Source organism: Bdellovibrio sp. BCCA, assembly GCF_037996825.1.
In the GTDB taxonomy this organism is placed as follows: domain Bacteria; phylum Bdellovibrionota; class Bdellovibrionia; order Bdellovibrionales; family Bdellovibrionaceae; genus Bdellovibrio.
On record NZ_JBBNAC010000001.1, the window covers coordinates 3,424,852 to 3,440,396 of the forward strand.

19 protein-coding genes are annotated in these 15,545 nt (G+C 44.4%); 8 read left to right on the forward strand and 11 right to left on the reverse strand.

Annotation, left to right across the window (positions count from 1 at the left end; translation table 11 throughout):
• Positions 1-159 precede the first annotated feature (159 nt).
• Positions 160-1,038 carry a M14 family zinc carboxypeptidase gene (locus tag AAAA78_RS16525; protein WP_340593206.1) on the reverse strand — a complete coding sequence of 293 codons (879 nt, stop codon included), beginning with the start codon at positions 1,036-1,038 and terminating at the stop codon, positions 160-162.
• Between the two features lie 177 nt (positions 1,039-1,215).
• Here AAAA78_RS16525 and AAAA78_RS16530 point away from each other — a divergent pair, with 177 nt between their 5' ends.
• On the forward strand, positions 1,216-1,440 hold the full coding sequence (locus AAAA78_RS16530) for a hypothetical protein (RefSeq protein WP_295900675.1): 225 nt from the start codon (positions 1,216-1,218) through the stop codon (positions 1,438-1,440).
• A 111-nt stretch (positions 1,441-1,551) separates the two neighbouring features.
• Positions 1,552-1,899, forward strand: coding sequence for a hypothetical protein (locus AAAA78_RS16535; protein WP_340593208.1), 348 nt, complete (start codon positions 1,552-1,554; stop codon positions 1,897-1,899).
• An 18-nt stretch (positions 1,900-1,917) separates the two neighbouring features.
• On the opposite strand, the gene AAAA78_RS16540 is transcribed toward AAAA78_RS16535, so the two are convergent.
• Positions 1,918-2,280 carry a nuclear transport factor 2 family protein gene (locus AAAA78_RS16540; RefSeq protein WP_340593209.1) on the reverse strand — a complete coding sequence of 121 codons (363 nt, stop codon included), beginning with the start codon at positions 2,278-2,280 and terminating at the stop codon, positions 1,918-1,920.
• Between the two features lie 150 nt (positions 2,281-2,430).
• Here AAAA78_RS16540 and lexA point away from each other — a divergent pair, with 150 nt between their 5' ends.
• Both lexA and AAAA78_RS16550 read left to right on the forward strand, forming a co-directional pair.
• The gene (lexA, locus tag AAAA78_RS16545; RefSeq protein WP_340593210.1) at positions 2,431-3,153 is read left to right on the forward strand and encodes a transcriptional repressor LexA; all 723 of its coding nucleotides are present in this window, start codon (positions 2,431-2,433) and stop codon (positions 3,151-3,153) included.
• 23 nt (positions 3,154-3,176) lie between these two features.
• On the forward strand, positions 3,177-3,677 hold the full coding sequence (locus tag AAAA78_RS16550; protein ID WP_340593211.1) for a GAF domain-containing protein: 501 nt from the start codon (positions 3,177-3,179) through the stop codon (positions 3,675-3,677).
• On the opposite strand, the gene AAAA78_RS16555 is transcribed toward AAAA78_RS16550, so the two are convergent.
• Genes AAAA78_RS16555 through AAAA78_RS16580 form a run of 6 tightly spaced genes read right to left on the reverse strand, consistent with a single transcriptional unit; the run spans position 3,653 to position 9,541 of the window.
• Entirely contained in the window at positions 3,653-4,636 is a 984-nt protein-coding gene (locus AAAA78_RS16555; RefSeq protein ID WP_340593212.1) for a hypothetical protein, read from the reverse strand. The genes AAAA78_RS16550 and AAAA78_RS16555 overlap by 25 nt on opposite strands.
• The gene (locus AAAA78_RS16560) at positions 4,633-5,712 is read right to left on the reverse strand and encodes a hypothetical protein (RefSeq protein WP_340593213.1); all 1,080 of its coding nucleotides are present in this window, start codon (positions 5,710-5,712) and stop codon (positions 4,633-4,635) included. The genes AAAA78_RS16555 and AAAA78_RS16560 overlap by 4 nt, the downstream gene beginning before the upstream one ends.
• The gene (locus AAAA78_RS16565) at positions 5,709-6,545 is read right to left on the reverse strand and encodes a hypothetical protein (protein WP_340593214.1); all 837 of its coding nucleotides are present in this window, start codon (positions 6,543-6,545) and stop codon (positions 5,709-5,711) included. The genes AAAA78_RS16560 and AAAA78_RS16565 overlap by 4 nt, the downstream gene beginning before the upstream one ends.
• Positions 6,539-8,158, reverse strand: a complete 1,620-nt coding sequence (locus tag AAAA78_RS16570; protein WP_340593216.1) for a spermidine synthase — start codon at positions 8,156-8,158, stop codon at positions 6,539-6,541. The genes AAAA78_RS16565 and AAAA78_RS16570 overlap by 7 nt, the downstream gene beginning before the upstream one ends.
• On the reverse strand, positions 8,155-8,670 hold the full coding sequence (locus AAAA78_RS16575; protein ID WP_340593217.1) for a hypothetical protein: 516 nt from the start codon (positions 8,668-8,670) through the stop codon (positions 8,155-8,157). The genes AAAA78_RS16570 and AAAA78_RS16575 overlap by 4 nt, the downstream gene beginning before the upstream one ends.
• Before the next feature lie 37 nt (positions 8,671-8,707).
• Positions 8,708-9,541, reverse strand: coding sequence for a hypothetical protein (locus AAAA78_RS16580; RefSeq protein WP_340593218.1), 834 nt, complete (start codon positions 9,539-9,541; stop codon positions 8,708-8,710).
• A gap of 320 nt (positions 9,542-9,861) precedes the next feature.
• On the opposite strand from AAAA78_RS16580, the gene AAAA78_RS16585 reads away from it, so the two are divergent.
• The 3 genes from AAAA78_RS16585 to AAAA78_RS16595 all read left to right on the forward strand — a co-directional run bounded on the left by AAAA78_RS16585 (position 9,862) and on the right by AAAA78_RS16595 (position 12,134).
• Positions 9,862-10,701 carry a prepilin-type N-terminal cleavage/methylation domain-containing protein gene (locus AAAA78_RS16585; protein WP_340593219.1) on the forward strand — a complete coding sequence of 280 codons (840 nt, stop codon included), beginning with the start codon at positions 9,862-9,864 and terminating at the stop codon, positions 10,699-10,701.
• The gene (locus AAAA78_RS16590) at positions 10,692-11,483 is read left to right on the forward strand and encodes a hypothetical protein (protein WP_340593221.1); all 792 of its coding nucleotides are present in this window, start codon (positions 10,692-10,694) and stop codon (positions 11,481-11,483) included. The genes AAAA78_RS16585 and AAAA78_RS16590 overlap by 10 nt, the downstream gene beginning before the upstream one ends.
• 75 nt (positions 11,484-11,558) lie before the next feature.
• Positions 11,559-12,134, forward strand: a complete 576-nt coding sequence (locus tag AAAA78_RS16595; RefSeq protein ID WP_340593222.1) for a uracil-DNA glycosylase family protein — start codon at positions 11,559-11,561, stop codon at positions 12,132-12,134.
• A gap of 84 nt (positions 12,135-12,218) precedes the next feature.
• Here the strand turns inward: AAAA78_RS16595 and AAAA78_RS16600 are convergent, their stop codons facing one another.
• The 3 genes from AAAA78_RS16600 to AAAA78_RS16610 form a co-directional block, all read right to left on the reverse strand.
• Positions 12,219-12,590: a TraR/DksA family transcriptional regulator gene (locus AAAA78_RS16600; protein WP_295900723.1), complete on the reverse strand. Its 372-nt coding sequence runs from the start codon at positions 12,588-12,590 to the stop codon at positions 12,219-12,221.
• Between the two features lie 461 nt (positions 12,591-13,051).
• Entirely contained in the window at positions 13,052-13,396 is a 345-nt protein-coding gene (locus AAAA78_RS16605) for a hypothetical protein (protein WP_340593223.1), read from the reverse strand.
• A gap of 66 nt (positions 13,397-13,462) precedes the next feature.
• The gene (locus tag AAAA78_RS16610; RefSeq protein WP_340593224.1) at positions 13,463-14,095 is read right to left on the reverse strand and encodes a TetR/AcrR family transcriptional regulator; all 633 of its coding nucleotides are present in this window, start codon (positions 14,093-14,095) and stop codon (positions 13,463-13,465) included.
• A 136-nt stretch (positions 14,096-14,231) separates the two neighbouring features.
• Here AAAA78_RS16610 and AAAA78_RS16615 point away from each other — a divergent pair, with 136 nt between their 5' ends.
• Positions 14,232-15,518, forward strand: coding sequence for a penicillin-binding transpeptidase domain-containing protein (locus AAAA78_RS16615; RefSeq protein ID WP_340593226.1), 1,287 nt, complete (start codon positions 14,232-14,234; stop codon positions 15,516-15,518).
• Positions 15,519-15,545: the final 27 nt, after the last annotated feature.

The window sequence follows — 15,545 nt, forward strand, 5'->3', positions numbered from 1 at the left end:
AAACAAGAGATTCAGAAAAAGCGGAAAGATAGAAACGAGCTCTCAGGAAGATAGAAAGCGATGCTTAAGAGAAGTCTTAGATTCGCAATGTTTAGATTCTATGAGAGTCGTCCGAGACGGGACTTGATCGAATGATTGAGCCCCGTTTCCATTTTTAGATTAATGTTCTAATGCGACAGGAAGAAAGTTCGTGGGAGAAGAAGCGGTTGCCGCCTTCTCTTTTCCAGTCTCCAACTTCACAAGTGAACCGATGATGTCTTGCAACTTTTCAAACGGCTGTAAATTCGGCGGAAGATTTTCTTTAAGCTCCATTGTCAACACGGGTGTTTTTCTTTCAAGCCACATGTAGCGTCCCAAGCTGCCCGGATAATTTCCCAAAGATTTCCATGGAAGATAATCAAATTTTGGTGGCGGAGACACTTTCGGTCCGTCGAAATCCAAAACCTTTAAAGGCGTATGCACTGAAACTACGAAATCCGGTTGGAAATCTTCTAAATGGTGAAGAGCGCATTTTGTTTCAGGTTCACTCGCCGCTTCCGCACCAGGGAAACGACGTGGATTCGATTTTGTTGTGCGCTTCCAGTTTTCAATCGCTCCTGTCGTCCAATCTTTTGTTGGGAAGTTGCGATTGATATCAATCTTGTTCGCATTCGTGCGAGTTTTGTATTTCACACCGTCAGGATTTAAAACCGGAATCACGCGCCATGAGTTGCGTGGATCAATGCCCTCAAGACGCTCCATCCAATAACGCCCCACAGTTCCCGCTGGAGTTTCATCTCCATGGATCAAGCTGAATACCAAAACTTTTTTCGCACCTGGAGTCGCAGAGATTTTATCGTAGTGATAAATAGGCCGTCCCTCTGCACTGACACAGATGGAATCGACTTTTACTTTTTCACAAGCTTGTTTGAGCATTTTGTCATCCCAAACACCCGGAAACTTTTTTAGATCGTTCAAGCAGTCTTGTGGAACATTAGAAAAATCGGCTCGCGCCGATACGACTGACAAAAACATCAGACTTAATATTAATGTTTTCATATACCCCGTCTTCACATCCCTATTATCCCAGGTCTTTTGCAACTCTCAAGATGAGAAAAGAGCGATTCCTGCATTTTCTCTGCCCCAAGCTGAGAATCCTTACAAACTGACTAAAGTCTTAATGCCTTTCGTCCGTAATGTAAAGGGTGTGACCAATAGGACTCAGTGGGAGGATGTATGATGAACCGTGGTAGTTTTAGTTTCGTAGCGATGCTAGTGATAAATCCCATCGTGATACTGTTTTATCAGAATTGCTCGATGACCCCGGTAAGTTATGCGAAAAATACAACACCACGTCCGGTCGTATCAAGACAGATCGCCTCGGAGGCAAAGCCTGTTGTTGCAGAGGTTGAAAAGCCCGCTTGCCCTGAGAACAAAAAAGAATGTGCTAAAGCGGAATAATTAGATATTCATCTTGTGAATATCTGAATTCTTTCTATGCCTTTTACTTATCATAGGGTCCCTTGCTAGAACTGACTTAACGAAGCGTTAGTTCGAAACAAGGAGGCTTCTATGAAATCATTTATTCTTTCTCTTACATCCATCCTAGCTTTGGTAAGCTCTCCGGCTCATGCATTTATCTCTTCCCAAGAAGAAACTCTTCTTGTTGAAGCCATGAACCAAATCAATCCCGCGCAAGTGCATGTAGAGAATGTCCGCTGCTCTTTGCGCAATCGCATGTGCTTAGTCAAAATGGAAGTAGGGTCGCACCAGCGCCGTGCCGGTTGCATGATCGAGCGTATTAGTGATGTGGCAGATTTGTATACGGAGAACGTAGACAAGGCGACAGGAAAGACTGTTGTCTCTTTGTCGCCTTATACTCAGGATTCTTTAGATCGTTGTGTAAGCCAGGTTCTTTAATTTTATAGGAAGAGTTTTTTATTGGTAGAAAAACTCTTCCTTCACGATCTTGTCGTCTTTAACCGTGTAAAGACCGATCTCTTCCATCTTAGAGCGTTTGCCGGTTTTCTTGTGTGTGACGTCGTAATTGTAATGAACCGTAAAGCGATCCCCGTGCACCATAGGTTCAGAGACGGAGCCGCCGTGGTATTCCATATTCTCAAGCCACCATTGATTTTTTTTGCGGACGCCTTCGATGCCTTTGATTTCGCGAGGAGCCTCGGGCATATCGACGGCCTCAATACTCTGAATATCTTTTGAATAGAGTTTTTCTAAAGCATCCAGGTTTTTGCCTTGGCGACAGAATTCAACCAACTTTTTTGCAACTTCCGTTGTAGACATGGGACCTCCTTTTTAGATGAGAGGATTATCGAAGCTCGGAAAATGGATGTCAGTATGACTTCCCACAGCGGAGAACCTGGACCTGCTAAAATATTTTAAAAAAGGCTATTGACTTACATATTATTTACACTGTAAGTTCATATGTAAGTTATGACAAAGAAACAGCCCCTCCCACCACTGACACCTAAAGAAAAATCGGTCCTCGAATTTATCGAGAACCATATCTTAAGTTCAGGAGTTTCTCCGTCATATCAAGAAATTAAGGATCACTTCGGTCTGGCTTCGTTTAATTCGGTTCAGAATTATCTGAAGCAGTTAACTAACAAAGGATATATTGAAAATCCTTTGGGCCAGAAAAGAGCGATCCAGGTGTTGCACTCGGCTTCAACAATCCAAGAGCAGCTCCAATCAAAATCAGTCTCGACGAAGACAGGGTCTCCTCGCTCTCAGCTCCTCCAGGCTCGTGACGAGATCCTGTCCCTTCCCCTTCTTGGGAAAGTGGCGGCGGGTCAACCTATTGAGGCTTTAAAACACGATGAGTTCGTGGATGTCCCTCCTTCCATGGTTCGAAATCCTTCCAAGTCTTTTGCACTTAAAGTGCAAGGGGACTCCATGATTGAAGATGGCATTTTTGATGAAGATATTATTCTTGTGCAAAAACAAGAATCCGCAAGCAATGGCGATATTATTGTGGCCACCGTTGATAACGAAGCCACGGTAAAACGTTTATATTTGCGCGCACGTCCGGACAGTGGCTCTAACGAAAAAATGGTGGAGCTTCGCCCATCCAATTCAACAATGAAATCCATGTGGTATTCTCCTGAAGAAGTTTCCATTCGTGGAATTGTTGTGGGACTTATTCGCAAGTTCTAAGATTTTGTGATACCTCTAAGCGCATGCAAACGACACATGCGCGAATCAGCTATAAAGATAAATCTAAATTCTACAAAGAACTTCATTCGGAAGCTGCTGGCATTCTTGAAAAAGAATGGTTTGTGAATCTTGCGAATATTTCAGCACTGCTCAATCAACATCTTCCTGACATCAACTGGGTGGGTTTTTATCTTTTGCATAAGAACGAACTTCTTTTAAGTTCTTTTCAAGGACTTCCTGCGTGCACACGCATTGCCTTAGGTAAAGGTGTCTGCGGAACGGCAGCAAAAACTTTGCAAACCCAGCTTGTACCTGATGTTGATCAATTCCCAGGACACATTGCGTGCGACAGCGCTTCCCGTTCAGAGATTGTGATTCCACTGATTCATAACGGAAAATTGCTAGGCGTCTTAGATATCGATGCACCGATTTTAAATCGTTTTGACGAAGCCGATAAAACAGGTCTGGAAAAGATTGTGGATATCGTCCTTCAGGGAACTCAATGGCCCGAGACGTTTGCGTAAATCTTGATACTCTCCGGATGTGTCTTCTTCCATAGAAAAGCATCAAAGTAGTAATGACAAAAAAGAGGCGTGAGATAGAGCGCAATCAAAGGTGCCAGCGTCGCATTTGATAAATCCAGATAATACTCTTCAAATACACCTTCGATAGCCCCAAACCCCAACGCCGTTAGCAAAACGACGGCTGTTCCTATTTGTAAATTGCTAAAACGTTTTTGCGTCTTAGAAAGGGCTAGCGACATCAGTCCGAAATAAGATACTCCGTGCGCAATCACGAGCGGAAAAACAATCTCTGCAGCCGTTCTGCCGCATATAAAACACACACCGTAAAGAACTGTGGGAAAAGCTATAGATAGAAAACGATTTCCTTCACGGCGTTTTGCAAATAACAAAATTTCGTAAACCAACCAGGATGTGATGCCGACAAAGTAGAAAATCAAAAAAGTTTTATAGATAACTTCATTCGGGAAACGGAAAATGTCTTGCTCGGAATAATCATAATTCCATACGGGCCCTGTGCGAAAGTGCGCGATTACAAACGGCATAAAACAATTAAAGTACAAAAAATAATCCGCCCACTTTACGTGATTTCCATTGAGACGCTGATACCATTTATGAATACCAAAAAACTGCCGTACATTGTGAAAGATGGTGGCATAAATTATACAAGCCGCAAGGCCCGGCATCTGAAAGTAGGCCCAAGCCCAAAATAGCAAAAAGAAAAAGACGGGCGCAAAGATATAGGCACGACGACGACGGCGCTCTTCAGGATTTAAATACGTCCGCCACAGAGTCGTGTAGACATGTCCTGAATCAAAAAACTGCAAAGCGACGAAAGTGTAAATCCAAAATGCCGTTGATGGAGAGGGCATAATGACGAAGAAACTTAAAACCAGCGCCGCCAATCCCGGAAAATAAAGCCACAAAAAATCCTTGCGGAAAGTTCCCAAAATCCACGTCATGCTGTTTCACCTTTGAGTTCCCGCTGACGACGTAAGACGGAAACTGCTTTTAAGAAAAAGCGTGTCCCCCCTTCAGTCACTGGTAGAATGGACAAAGTAAACACAGTGTAAATGACAGGATGATCGGTAAAATCGTCAGAAAAATACGATCCGACAAATAAATACAAGAGCTGAATCAAATAACAAAGGCCAAAGTGCGTGGAAAGTTTTAGACCGCTTATCCAGCGCACGAAAGAAAAACTGTGAAGTCTGTCGTTAAGTGCATCTATTAAAGAGACCCGCATTAAGAAGAAAATCCAAATCAGGTGAGACCACCACACGATGGGTTCTTGCCTAAAGACGAAACAATAAAAATTTTGATTCAGAGGAACAGAATAAAAAGCGCCCCAACAAAAAAGACTTCCAATTAAAGTCGGCGACCAAAAGAAGATTTCATTTTTCAAAAAACCTTTCTTCAATTCGGGCTGCAGGGACGACTTCGATAAAGATCCAAGATAAAAGCAGAACCACGTGAGGCCTATCCAAGGAAGCAAAGCCCAACCGCCTCGCCCTTCGTTATCGCACACTCCAAAAAGGATCGAACGAATCACAAGGGGAATGCTTTCATTTTCTGCTAAATGAAAAAACGAAATCCACGTCAAAAAAAATCCGAAAATGCCGAGAGCTTTTAAAGCTTTCGGATAGCGCTGCAACACCAGAACGGAAGCAACCGAGACAAGCAAAAATTCGTAGATGTCCCACTCCCAAAAAATTCCGGAGAAAAAACCTCCAAGACCAGTGAAGAGCAGAAAGAGCGTTCCAACGCCAATTAAAAGCCCCAGTCGACGCGTTTTTTCTGTCGAAAGATTTTGCCGACCAAAAAGAAAGAACGACAAAATGACGATACTAAATCCTGAAAACGAAAGCGGCTTGCAGATTTCAACTATGAAATCAAACAAGGTGCCCTTATGAAGGCTTACGTTGTAAGGCTCCGCATAAGTATCCGTGTAGACCTGGCTGATGGCGTGATACTGCACAATCGGGATGAACGACAGCAATCTCACAATATCAATAAGGTGCAGCCGTTGTTTATTCATGGATAATACAGCTCCATGTCTTCGGAGGACCGATAGAGCATTGAGTCCGCTGGCATATTAAACTCGCCTAAAATGGCGTCAGCCAAAGCGGCAATGGGTCCTTTCATAAAGCGATCATCAAAAGATCGAAGCTCTAAAATTCGCGCTTCCCTTTTGCCGTCGGCAATAACATCTACTGTTTGCATGACCCGAGAAGAAAAGATCACTTCATGTTTCAGCTCTTCAGGATTCTTCTTGTAAGAGACAAAAAACTTTTCAGCCGTTTGTTTATTGTTGCGATAGAAAACTCCACGCAAAGCTTTTTCCTCATAAAGCTCAGGATGAGGAATAGATGTCCTTATGTCAGAAAGAGATTCTTTATAATAAACTGCAAAGACATTTTCATCGAGATTCCATTCCAGCCACAAAAGATCAGATGCTTTTTTTCCTTTTAAGAGATGAATATTTCTTTTACGAAAAATAGCTTCCGCCATTTTTTCGGCCTCACTGTTCCAAGCCGTGGGACCGATCGCAAGTCGGCGGGTTTTTAGTTTGCCATTATCAGAAGATGCCGTCAGACGAAAATAATTCCAGGAGGAGTTTGGCGACACTTGATAACCCCAATCGGACATATGCTCAAGACAGTACTGGACGTACTTGCGTTCTTCAGGTGAAAGCTTTTCGACAATCGGTGCCCCCGTTTTTTGTTCGTACCATTGCAAAAGGCGACTGAGCACAAGCTTGTAATAGCCCGGTGTCGATGGGTCCATGTACATAGAGATTGGCACTGCCACAACCTGAGAGCTTAGCAATAGACAAAATGCGATAAGAAGACGCTGAAGACATTTTACCATCGGAACCTCCTCGGACGGTAAATACTGTTCACGTTCTTCTCTGAAACATCTGCTTTGTCTGTAACAGAAGTTAAGATCGTCAAATTTAACAGCGTCGCATTTGATAACCACGGCGACAATGAATCGTAATTAAACACGGGCTTTTGAGACTTCTTTGAAACAAACATAAAAGCTTCAATAGGCCCATAAACTACAGCGTTATTAAAACCCGCTGCGCGCAAAGAGCTCAGCACAATATCTTGAGGAGCAGGACGAGGTCTTTGGTCAGCGGCATTTATCCCTCGCCAAATCGGAACATCAGCCACAAAAAAACCTTGAGGAGAAATCACGGCACTTAAGGCCGAATAAAATTCAACGCTAAAAAGTTTGCCCAACTCATAGCTGACCGGAAATGGAAAATCAACGAACACGCCATCAAAGACTTTTTTCGTTCTACGAATGTAATTAAAGGCGTCACCAATAATTACTTCCACGCGCGGGTCGTAAAGAGATCCACGATTGAGTTCTTTGATATCCTTATGCTCTTTTGCCAGACGAATCATAAAAGGATCTAACTCGACAAGAATGATTTTTTCGATGTCGGTATGTTTTAATAATTCCGCGACCAGCAGACCATCACCGGCACCAAGAACAAGCACCTCTTTAGGATGAGTGTTAGAAAGATTAATAGCCCCTTCAACCATAGACTCGTGATAAGTTCGCTGCGTAAGACGACTAAATTGCGGTTGCATGTTCAAATAAAGAGAGAAGTCACCTATATCCTCACCAGACTTCATAAACTTATCAGGAACCGTATCTATAATCTGATAAGGGGTGACGTAACGGTCGACATCAGCAAAGTCATCCATGTAGAGAAAAAAGTTTTTCACAGCTCTCACGGAAATTTCTGGCACCCGAGTTTCTGAATAAAAGCTTTTGATATAAGCCTGCTCAATAACATCCGTGTACTTCAATGTCTGCGCAGCGCTTATAAAGAACAGGGCTGAGGCCACAACCGTGGCTCCCCATCGCCAGAGAGCTTTTCGTGCTCCGAATGCGATAATAACAGTCGCGATAAAATTTAAAATAGCAACTAGGACTGAACTTCGCGCTAAATCCAAAAGGGGAATAAGATAAAGCGAGACGGCAAATGATCCGACCAAAGCACCCAGATAATTGATTCCTAAAATGCGATTGAAGGAACTCTTACCGGTATTCTTTTCGTGCAGCTTGATAAGCAAAGGCAACTCCATGCCCGTTAAAAAACCGACAAGCAAAGTGCAGCCCTGTAAAAGAAAAACTTTTTCCGCCCCTTGTCCCCACCCCGTCCAAAAAGGCAGATAGTGATACAAAAACACAGATAAAAATGTGTAAGACAAATAAAGAAGAGGCACGAGGAAAAGTCCTACCAATGCCAATGCCATTTCCAACATAAACAGTGTATGGCGTTCACTTTTCTTTTTTAAAAACCCCGCCGCTTGAGATCCCAATCCCATCGCGACTAAATAAAATCCCAACGTGATGGACTGACTTAAAATTTCATCATTGGAAAACTGCATAAGCACGCGAGCAATTACAAATTGATAGCTGATACTGCAAAAAGAAAGAAGAAAGGAAAGGAGGTAGATGATCACGTCTTAACCTCCGGCTTTGCAAATATATAGAAGAACGCAATGGCGTTTAAGATCGCGCAAAAATAAAGACTGTTTGCCACACCCCACATTGGCAAAAGGACTAAAGGAAAAATCAAAGTCCCTATAAACATTCCGAAATAATCCCAAGCGAGAATAAAAGATTTACGGTTGGACGGCACATTGTCCATGAGATAAGGCAACTCAAAACCTGAGATCAATCCCGCGGCAATAATAGGAAGATAACTTAAAATTTCAGCCGCAAAATAAAAAGACTCCGGAAAATTCTTTGGATCTGTCGCCATGATCCACCACGGTCCTACAACTCCGACGGCAACAAGAGAGATTTGCAAATATGAAAGAGCGATCTTCCAACGATCATACAATAAAGAAGACACGCCGAGAGTGAGGGTGAAAAGTCCGATCGTCGTGGCATAGCGAAGAGCTGTATTACCCAATGTCGCCGAAAGCATTTGCGCAAAACTGAGCTCATAGACAACACCGACGAATGCCAACAAAAAAGAAAATAGCTGTCGTTCAAGATAATTAAAATTAAGGATTCGCTTTAATCTGGTTGTAGATGGCATCATACTTGTCTTCGTTGTTATCAATGTAAGAAGTCGGCCCAGAAAGAACAGCAAGGTAAGTTCCTTGGCCATCCTCTCTTTGAACAAGCGCCACTGTCAAAGTATTGCTTCCCAGTTGCATCGACCAAAGATAAGGAGGCTTTAACCCGCTTCCTGACTGCGCGGGCGGACGGTCTGCCGAACTCTCAGAAATATTATCTATAATAGCTGATTTAAATCCAGGTATGGCGGAACCATACTCCTCCAAAAATCCTTGCAGTTCTGTGGGCCCGTAGGTTCCTGCTTTGGCCATTAAACTGAGATTCACTTGTGTTTGTGTGTTGTACCCATGAATGGCAGCAACACCATCTTCAATGTCCAACGGACGATAATTCAAATCGTTGGGATACGGAACCGCAAGATGCGATTCTGAAGTAAAATTATTTTTTGCTTGTTCAGACGCGACTTGAATAGGATCCGGAAGTGGCTGATTGCCAGGCATTGAAGAGGGATCGTCCTCATCATCGTCTTCATCGTCATCACCTTTTTGAGTGTCACCGCCAGAGCCACCACTAGGTTTTGAAGCAGAACTTCCTCCACCGCCGCCGCCTTTGTTTCCAGATTTTTTTCCGCCCTCGTCGGAGCCACCGCCGGCACCAGCTCCTCCTCCGCCACCGCCGCCCGCACCGCCGCGTCCACTTCCCCCTCCAGAAATATCAGCAGCAGACGAAGAGCTCGACGAAAGAGAAGAAGATTTCGATGCATTTTCAAAACCAAGAAAATCTGCGACACGGGCATAAGCTGCTTCAAAGAAACTCATTTGTGAACGTGAAGATGAGGTTGAGGAGGGAGACCATGAGGAGGAACTCTCGAATGAAGAGTCGCTATGTTCGCTAGGTGTTCCTCGGCGAAAATCGAATGCAGATTCTTTCCGCTCATTTTGAGAATGAGAAAATGAGATTGAATGCTTCTTGAAGCTAGCGATTCCCGCTAAGATTATTAAACCCAACAGAACGTACAAAAAGGTTTTTTGTTTCATGTCGTTTTAATTTTACCAAACATGTGCTGAAATGATAGTACGTAGATGAAAATATCGGTCGCTCGAAGATCTAACTGTTTTTAATTTTTACTGGAACGTATATGTATCAAAATAAGAATGGTTTTACCCTTGTTGAAATTCTTGTGAGCTTAGCCATACTCGCAACAGTCTCAATAGGAGTTGGTGCCATCATCCAAGTGGTATTCAAACGCCAAGCAAATATCGTGAATAAAACAGAGTCCAATGAATTCATGAATTCCCTTGGAAAGTGGTTGCAAAGCGCTGCGGGCTGCAGTGCTGCTCTAATGAATCTACCTGCACCTACCGCGAGCGAAACTCCTCTGACGATTAACGGCTACAACGGCTACGGCGGAAACAATCTTCCTATTGCCGACAATTTCCGAATCAACAATCAACTGCTGATTAAAAATGTGACGATCAAAGATAAAGGTGCTGCACCTTCCACTTTGCAAATCGGTACGAACATCTACACACGCAAAGTCGCACAAATCAAAATCGGTTTCGAAGAGCAAACAGCCGGGACTAACGTGGAAATGAGAACGCGCTTTATTGAAGTGCCTATCCTTATTGGCCCTACGAACACAATCGCACAATGTCACATCGAAACTTCATTGGCAGATGCATGTACGGCTATGGGAGGTACTTACGTTGCCTCTTCGAACACATGTAAACCTGCGACGAATTGCCAGATGAAGGGAACTTATATTGTGCTTACTTGCTCGCCAAGTGACAGTGGTTGCGATCCTTCGTTTAGTGGAGACTATAGAAATCCTATCACGAATACGACCTCGTGTCCTTCCGGAGCAACGCCCTCCATTCTGGGAAGATTCATTCATACTCATGAAGTCAGCTGCGGAAAAAAATGTACAACGACCATCACAAACCAGGAGGACTTTTACATTTGCATGCAATGCAGTTAAACAAAAAGGGCTCCGCCTTCATTATAACTTTAAGCATTGTGGCACTTGTGGCGGTGCTTTTTCCTATCTTAGTGCAATACTTAAAAACTTCTGATGAATCTGCGGCAACACGCAGACGCCAGCAAGAGTTCCAAGCGATGATCACAGCGCTTCGTCTTGAAATTAACGACGGAGTCTCGTGCGCTCGCGTTCTTGGTTCTTTGCCTCAAACAATCAATCCCACACTTATCAATGTCGAGCAGCCTTTACGAATCAATACGAATTACGCAGGTGATCCGGGTCCGTTGCAAGATGGCTGGAGAAGTGCTCAGTCCGATATCACCATAGAAACAGTTCGAATCATCGTTAAAAAAAGATCCTTAGACCAAAACGGCAACCCGCGGGTTGTGACTTTGGATTGGCCTCCCTTCATTGGAGGTCTCAATAAGTATGAAGCCGAAATTATTCTTACTCCGAAAGACGTTTCTTGGAATCCCCAACCAGCCGAACGCAGAATTCCTATTTACATCAATGTTCTTCCGATAAGCTCGACAGCGGCGCGCATTCAGCAATGCTTCGGGCCTGGCTCATTGGCGGAGGCCTGCGAAGCTGTCGGCGGCGCTTTTGATGGCATTAATTCTCCAGTGAGTTTGCGATGCAATCCCGATCTTCGTTGCATAAATAGCAACCAAGGTATTGTAACTTCTCCTGCGGCCTGCACAGCTCCCTATATTGCTAACTACGTCGGAAACTTTAGCGGAACTCAGAAATATATTTGCACTTGGTGCAATAGAAACCATTAATTCTTCCCCGCCTTTAGTTTGTCTTTCGGGAAATGGCTCGCTCTAAAAATCCTCCTTCGAGTATCCTAGTGACGAATGAAAGACGATGTCCTCCTTAAAAAAATTCGAAAATGCACACTTTGTCGCAAAGATTTGCCCTTAGAGCCGCGCCCTATTTTGAATTTTTCAGCATCATCAAAAATTCTAATCACAGGACAAGCGCCAGGGATCAAAGCTCACGACAGCGAAACCCCGTGGAATGATGCCAGTGGCGATCGCCTTCGTCAGTGGCTTGGAATTTCCAAAGAAGACTTCTATGACGCCAATAAAATTGCGATCGTGCCAATGGGTTTTTGTTATCCCGGAAAAGGAACATCCGGCGACCTTCCTCCCCGTCCTGAATGCGCGAAGAAATGGATGACGCAAATTCGTGAGCATCTCACAGAGATAGAACTGCACATTCTTGTCGGCGGCTATGCGATCGACCACTTCCTGCCGTCTCATGCAAAAGATCTCACGGCAACAGTGAAAAACTGGGAAAAGTTCTATCCGCAGTTTATTCCCATGCCACATCCGTCTCCGCGAAATAATATTTGGCTCAAAAAAAATCCCTGGTTTGAAAAAGAACTCGTCCCCGAAATGCGGAAACTCGTACAAAAGGCACTCAAATAAAAAAACAAAGGGGATGCACGCAATGAAGCCGCATCCCCTTAAATCCCCTCGAGATGATATCTATATATAAAGTACGCTGTAGATTTAGCCGCGAGCGTAGCGTTTGTTCATGGATTCGCGAATTTCAGCACCCTCGATGCTAAGACGAGTCCAAGGAATCGCGCGAAGTCTCTCCGGTTCGATTTCCTCTTCTGTCTCTTCGCAGTAACCGAAAGAACCGCTCTCGATGCGAGCCAAAGCGCTTTCGATTTCCATCAATTGTGAGCGGAGTCTTTCGTGCATGCTGAGGAATTCTTGTTCAGCCAACACACGAACGGTTTGATCACCTTCGTCTCCACCCTTTTCCTCGTTCTGGTCCAAGTTCAATCGAGCCTCTTTCACTCTGTTGAGGATGTCTTGCTTCGATTGCAAAAGCTTTTGTCTGCATTCAGCGACGAGCTTTTCAGAGATAGCCATATTGCCCCCCTGTTCCTTCCAGCTTAAGTGCCAATTTGGAACTGACCTATTAAGTTCTACCTATGTAAATTTTGCAACTAAAAAATCTTACATTAACTTAAAATTAAACAAATCTATGAAAATCTTGATGAATCCCTGAATGTGGCCATAGATGCGCCGACCCAGAAGTCCTCAGAGGAGGATTTCCTCGTCAGTTTCTTAAAATTATAACCAACTTCTTGATTAGAACCCCACAATCAAGCGCAGCGCGTTAGAAATTCTAGCCCTTGGCTGAGAGAAAAGAAACGTAGAAAGCAGTTTATCCCTGCTAAATCTCATTATGAAACAGTTCGAATTGATAGATGACAGAAAGAAAGCTGATGAAGAGGCTTAAACGAAAATGAAGGCGACCTAGAACGGCCGCCTTCCCAATACGCTCGCTTGTATCTTCCCCCGAAGAAGCGAGCGCAAGCTGAGGCAGATTACTTAAGACAAGAAGCTACACGCGCCAACAAGTCCCCCGTGGCATCGTTGAGTTTGGCAGCCATTTTTTTCCCCTGAACACCGCGAGAGCGGAAGGCCTGCGCTGATTCGTCCATTTGTGAAGAAACGGCTTTAACTGAAGACCCTTTGGCCGTTTTCACAACAGTGGAATACTCCTCCAAAGAAGAAGCAAAAGTTTCGTGATTATTGATAAGGCTCGCCACCACCTGCTGTTGAGCAGCTTGCATGGCTTTCAGTTCTTGTTTGAGTTCCGCACACGGAGTGGCTGAATAAGAATTGGCAGCAAAAAGAACGGTAGAGAAAAACGCAACGATAGTTTTCATTTTGGGGGAGCCTTTCGTTATGGCTCCCACTAAAGCAACGATCTTGCCACCTGAAAGGGCGTTAAATTACACCTCAGGTGACGTTTTTGGCTTGGACTTGAGAAATTTTTCAAACTCGTTCTTTGTTTCGCCAGAAGTGTACGGCAAAAGAAGACGTGCTACGTGATGCTTACCACGCTCAATACTGCGCTTGCCGGGTTGTTTTTCAGCGGATTCAAAGAACTGCAAGAACGTGGTCGCCATTGCGAGCAAAGACTCGGCAATGTACTGCATTTCAGAAACTTCGTCGATCTTCGCCATCTTTCCGTCCTTCACCCATTGGCGGTAAAGGATGACCATCAACTTCATCATTTTTTGGATGTGGGCTCTCCACATTTTCGCAAGCTGCTGATCACGACGACGTAGAGCGTACATCTCACGGTGGAAGAAGCGGTAGCGCCAGTACAGTTCAAAGTTCTGGTTGATGAATTCCAAAGGGCTTGCTTTTTTCGTGCGACGAGGACGCCAAACATCGTAGGTGTCCTTTGCCATACGCTTAAAAAGCTCCACCAAGATTTCTTCCTTATTGTCATAGTGGAAATAAAGGTTTCCAGGGCTGATATCCATCGCCTTTGCGATGTGATTGGTCGTGATAGCCACGACGCCGCTGCGATTGAAGAGTTCGATGGAAGTAAGGAGGATGCGTTCTTTGGTCTTCATGTAAATTAGTCTTTAGTCCAAGTCCCTCTGAGAGTCACGTAAGAACAGCCCGAAAAGCGCACGAGATATGGGTTTCCGGCGTCTTCTTTCGAGATTAGCCTTGTAAGCGTTTATTTCTTGGTGCTACCATAAAATAATGCGTTCTAAAAACAAATATAAGTTGTTAAAACTATTCGCATTTTCAGGTGCCTGCCTTTGTGGCCTTTATTCTCTCATGGGCTTCACGGCTTCCGAAAGCCAAGAAGCTCAAGTGCACAAGAAAATTCAAACTCAACTCGATCAGCGCGTTCAAATCGCCAAAGCTCTTGGCGACAAAGTTCGTTCGAATCAATTTCCTGAAAAGGCGGCGCTTCCATGGAATGGTGAAGATCACACTGTGACCTTAAGCTATACGCTGGATGAAGATCTTCAGCGCGAAGCCGATCGCCTTTTGAAATCTTATAAGCCTGACTACGGTGCGATCTTTATGATTGATGCTTCCACCGGTGAGGTTTTAGCGATGTCGAGTTTTCAGCGCGACAATCCGCAAGCCACTAACTTAAACCTGCAAGCGACCTTTCCAGCTGCTTCCGTTTTCAAAGTTGTGACTGCAACGGCAGCGGTCGACAAAGCCGGTGTGACTCCCGAGCATAAGATCCGCTACAACGGTGGCGCGTACACTCTTTATAAGAAAAATGTTCTTTCAGATAAAGTCACTCGTTGGACGAATGTCATTACTTTGAAAGACGCTTTTGCAAGATCCATCAATACAGCGTTTGGACGCTTAAGCATTGAGAATCTTCACCCTGAAGATCTAAATGAATACGCGAACCGTTTCATGTTCAATCAAGAAATCCCTGCGGACTTCCCCGTGGATATGGGTGTTGCCTACATTCCTCCAGGAAAAGGTTTTGAATTGGCAGAGGCCGCTTCCGGCTATAACAAAACAAATCGCATGAGCCCTGTACAAGGTGCGATGATCGCAGCGTCGGTTGCTAACGACGGTCAAGTTGTGATCCCTTACCTTATTGATTCTGTAAAAGACGAAAACGGCGAAACTCTTTATGAAGGTGCCACACTTACCAATGGCAACATCATGACGAAAGAGTCGGCTGCAAAAGTTCGCGAGTTGATGGAGCAAACCGTGGCTTCGGGAACATCTCGCCGCTCGTTCCGTCCGATCATGAAAGACCGCAAGTTCCGCGAAATTGAAATGGGTGGAAAAACCGGTCACCTTACGGGCGACAACCCTCGTGGCCGTGTCGACTGGTTCGTGGGTTACGCTTTAGACAATGAACGCAAGATCGCCGTTGCTGCGATCACTGTGAATAAAAAATTCTGGACAGTGAAGTCAGCTCACCTTGGGCAAAGCATGTTCAGAAAGTATTTCGGTCCTATCGTGGCTGACAATAAAAAAGGCCGCGTGATTTCTTCTGCGAAATAAGAAAAAGGTACCTGGTACCTTTTTTCC

Excerpts from the sequence above, each read along its gene's own strand:
- lexA (WP_340593210.1), top strand. The coding sequence starts at position 2,431 with ATGACAAAGAAACAGCCCCTCCCACCACTGACACCTAAAGAAAAATCG.
- AAAA78_RS16560 (WP_340593213.1), bottom strand. The coding sequence starts at position 5,712 with ATGAATAAACAACGGCTGCACCTTATTGATATTGTGAGATTGCTGTCG.
- AAAA78_RS16530 (WP_295900675.1), top strand. The coding sequence starts at position 1,216 with ATGATGAACCGTGGTAGTTTTAGTTTCGTAGCGATGCTAGTGATAAAT.
- AAAA78_RS16610 (WP_340593224.1), bottom strand. The coding sequence starts at position 14,095 with ATGAAGACCAAAGAACGCATCCTCCTTACTTCCATCGAACTCTTCAAT.
- AAAA78_RS16605 (WP_340593223.1), bottom strand. The coding sequence starts at position 13,396 with ATGAAAACTATCGTTGCGTTTTTCTCTACCGTTCTTTTTGCTGCCAAT.
- AAAA78_RS16550 (WP_340593211.1), top strand. The coding sequence starts at position 3,177 with ATGCAAACGACACATGCGCGAATCAGCTATAAAGATAAATCTAAATTC.
- AAAA78_RS16525 (WP_340593206.1), bottom strand. The coding sequence starts at position 1,038 with ATGAAAACATTAATATTAAGTCTGATGTTTTTGTCAGTCGTATCGGCG.
- AAAA78_RS16615 (WP_340593226.1), top strand. The coding sequence starts at position 14,232 with ATGCGTTCTAAAAACAAATATAAGTTGTTAAAACTATTCGCATTTTCA.
- AAAA78_RS16600 (WP_295900723.1), bottom strand. The coding sequence starts at position 12,590 with ATGGCTATCTCTGAAAAGCTCGTCGCTGAATGCAGACAAAAGCTTTTG.
- AAAA78_RS16580 (WP_340593218.1), bottom strand. The coding sequence starts at position 9,541 with ATGAGTTTCTTTGAAGCAGCTTATGCCCGTGTCGCAGATTTTCTTGGT.
- AAAA78_RS16595 (WP_340593222.1), top strand. The coding sequence starts at position 11,559 with ATGAAAGACGATGTCCTCCTTAAAAAAATTCGAAAATGCACACTTTGT.
- AAAA78_RS16590 (WP_340593221.1), top strand. The coding sequence starts at position 10,692 with ATGCAGTTAAACAAAAAGGGCTCCGCCTTCATTATAACTTTAAGCATT.
- AAAA78_RS16535 (WP_340593208.1), top strand. The coding sequence starts at position 1,552 with ATGAAATCATTTATTCTTTCTCTTACATCCATCCTAGCTTTGGTAAGC.
- AAAA78_RS16555 (WP_340593212.1), bottom strand. The coding sequence starts at position 4,636 with ATGACGTGGATTTTGGGAACTTTCCGCAAGGATTTTTTGTGGCTTTAT.
- AAAA78_RS16585 (WP_340593219.1), top strand. The coding sequence starts at position 9,862 with ATGTATCAAAATAAGAATGGTTTTACCCTTGTTGAAATTCTTGTGAGC.
- AAAA78_RS16540 (WP_340593209.1), bottom strand. The coding sequence starts at position 2,280 with ATGTCTACAACGGAAGTTGCAAAAAAGTTGGTTGAATTCTGTCGCCAA.
- AAAA78_RS16565 (WP_340593214.1), bottom strand. The coding sequence starts at position 6,545 with ATGGTAAAATGTCTTCAGCGTCTTCTTATCGCATTTTGTCTATTGCTA.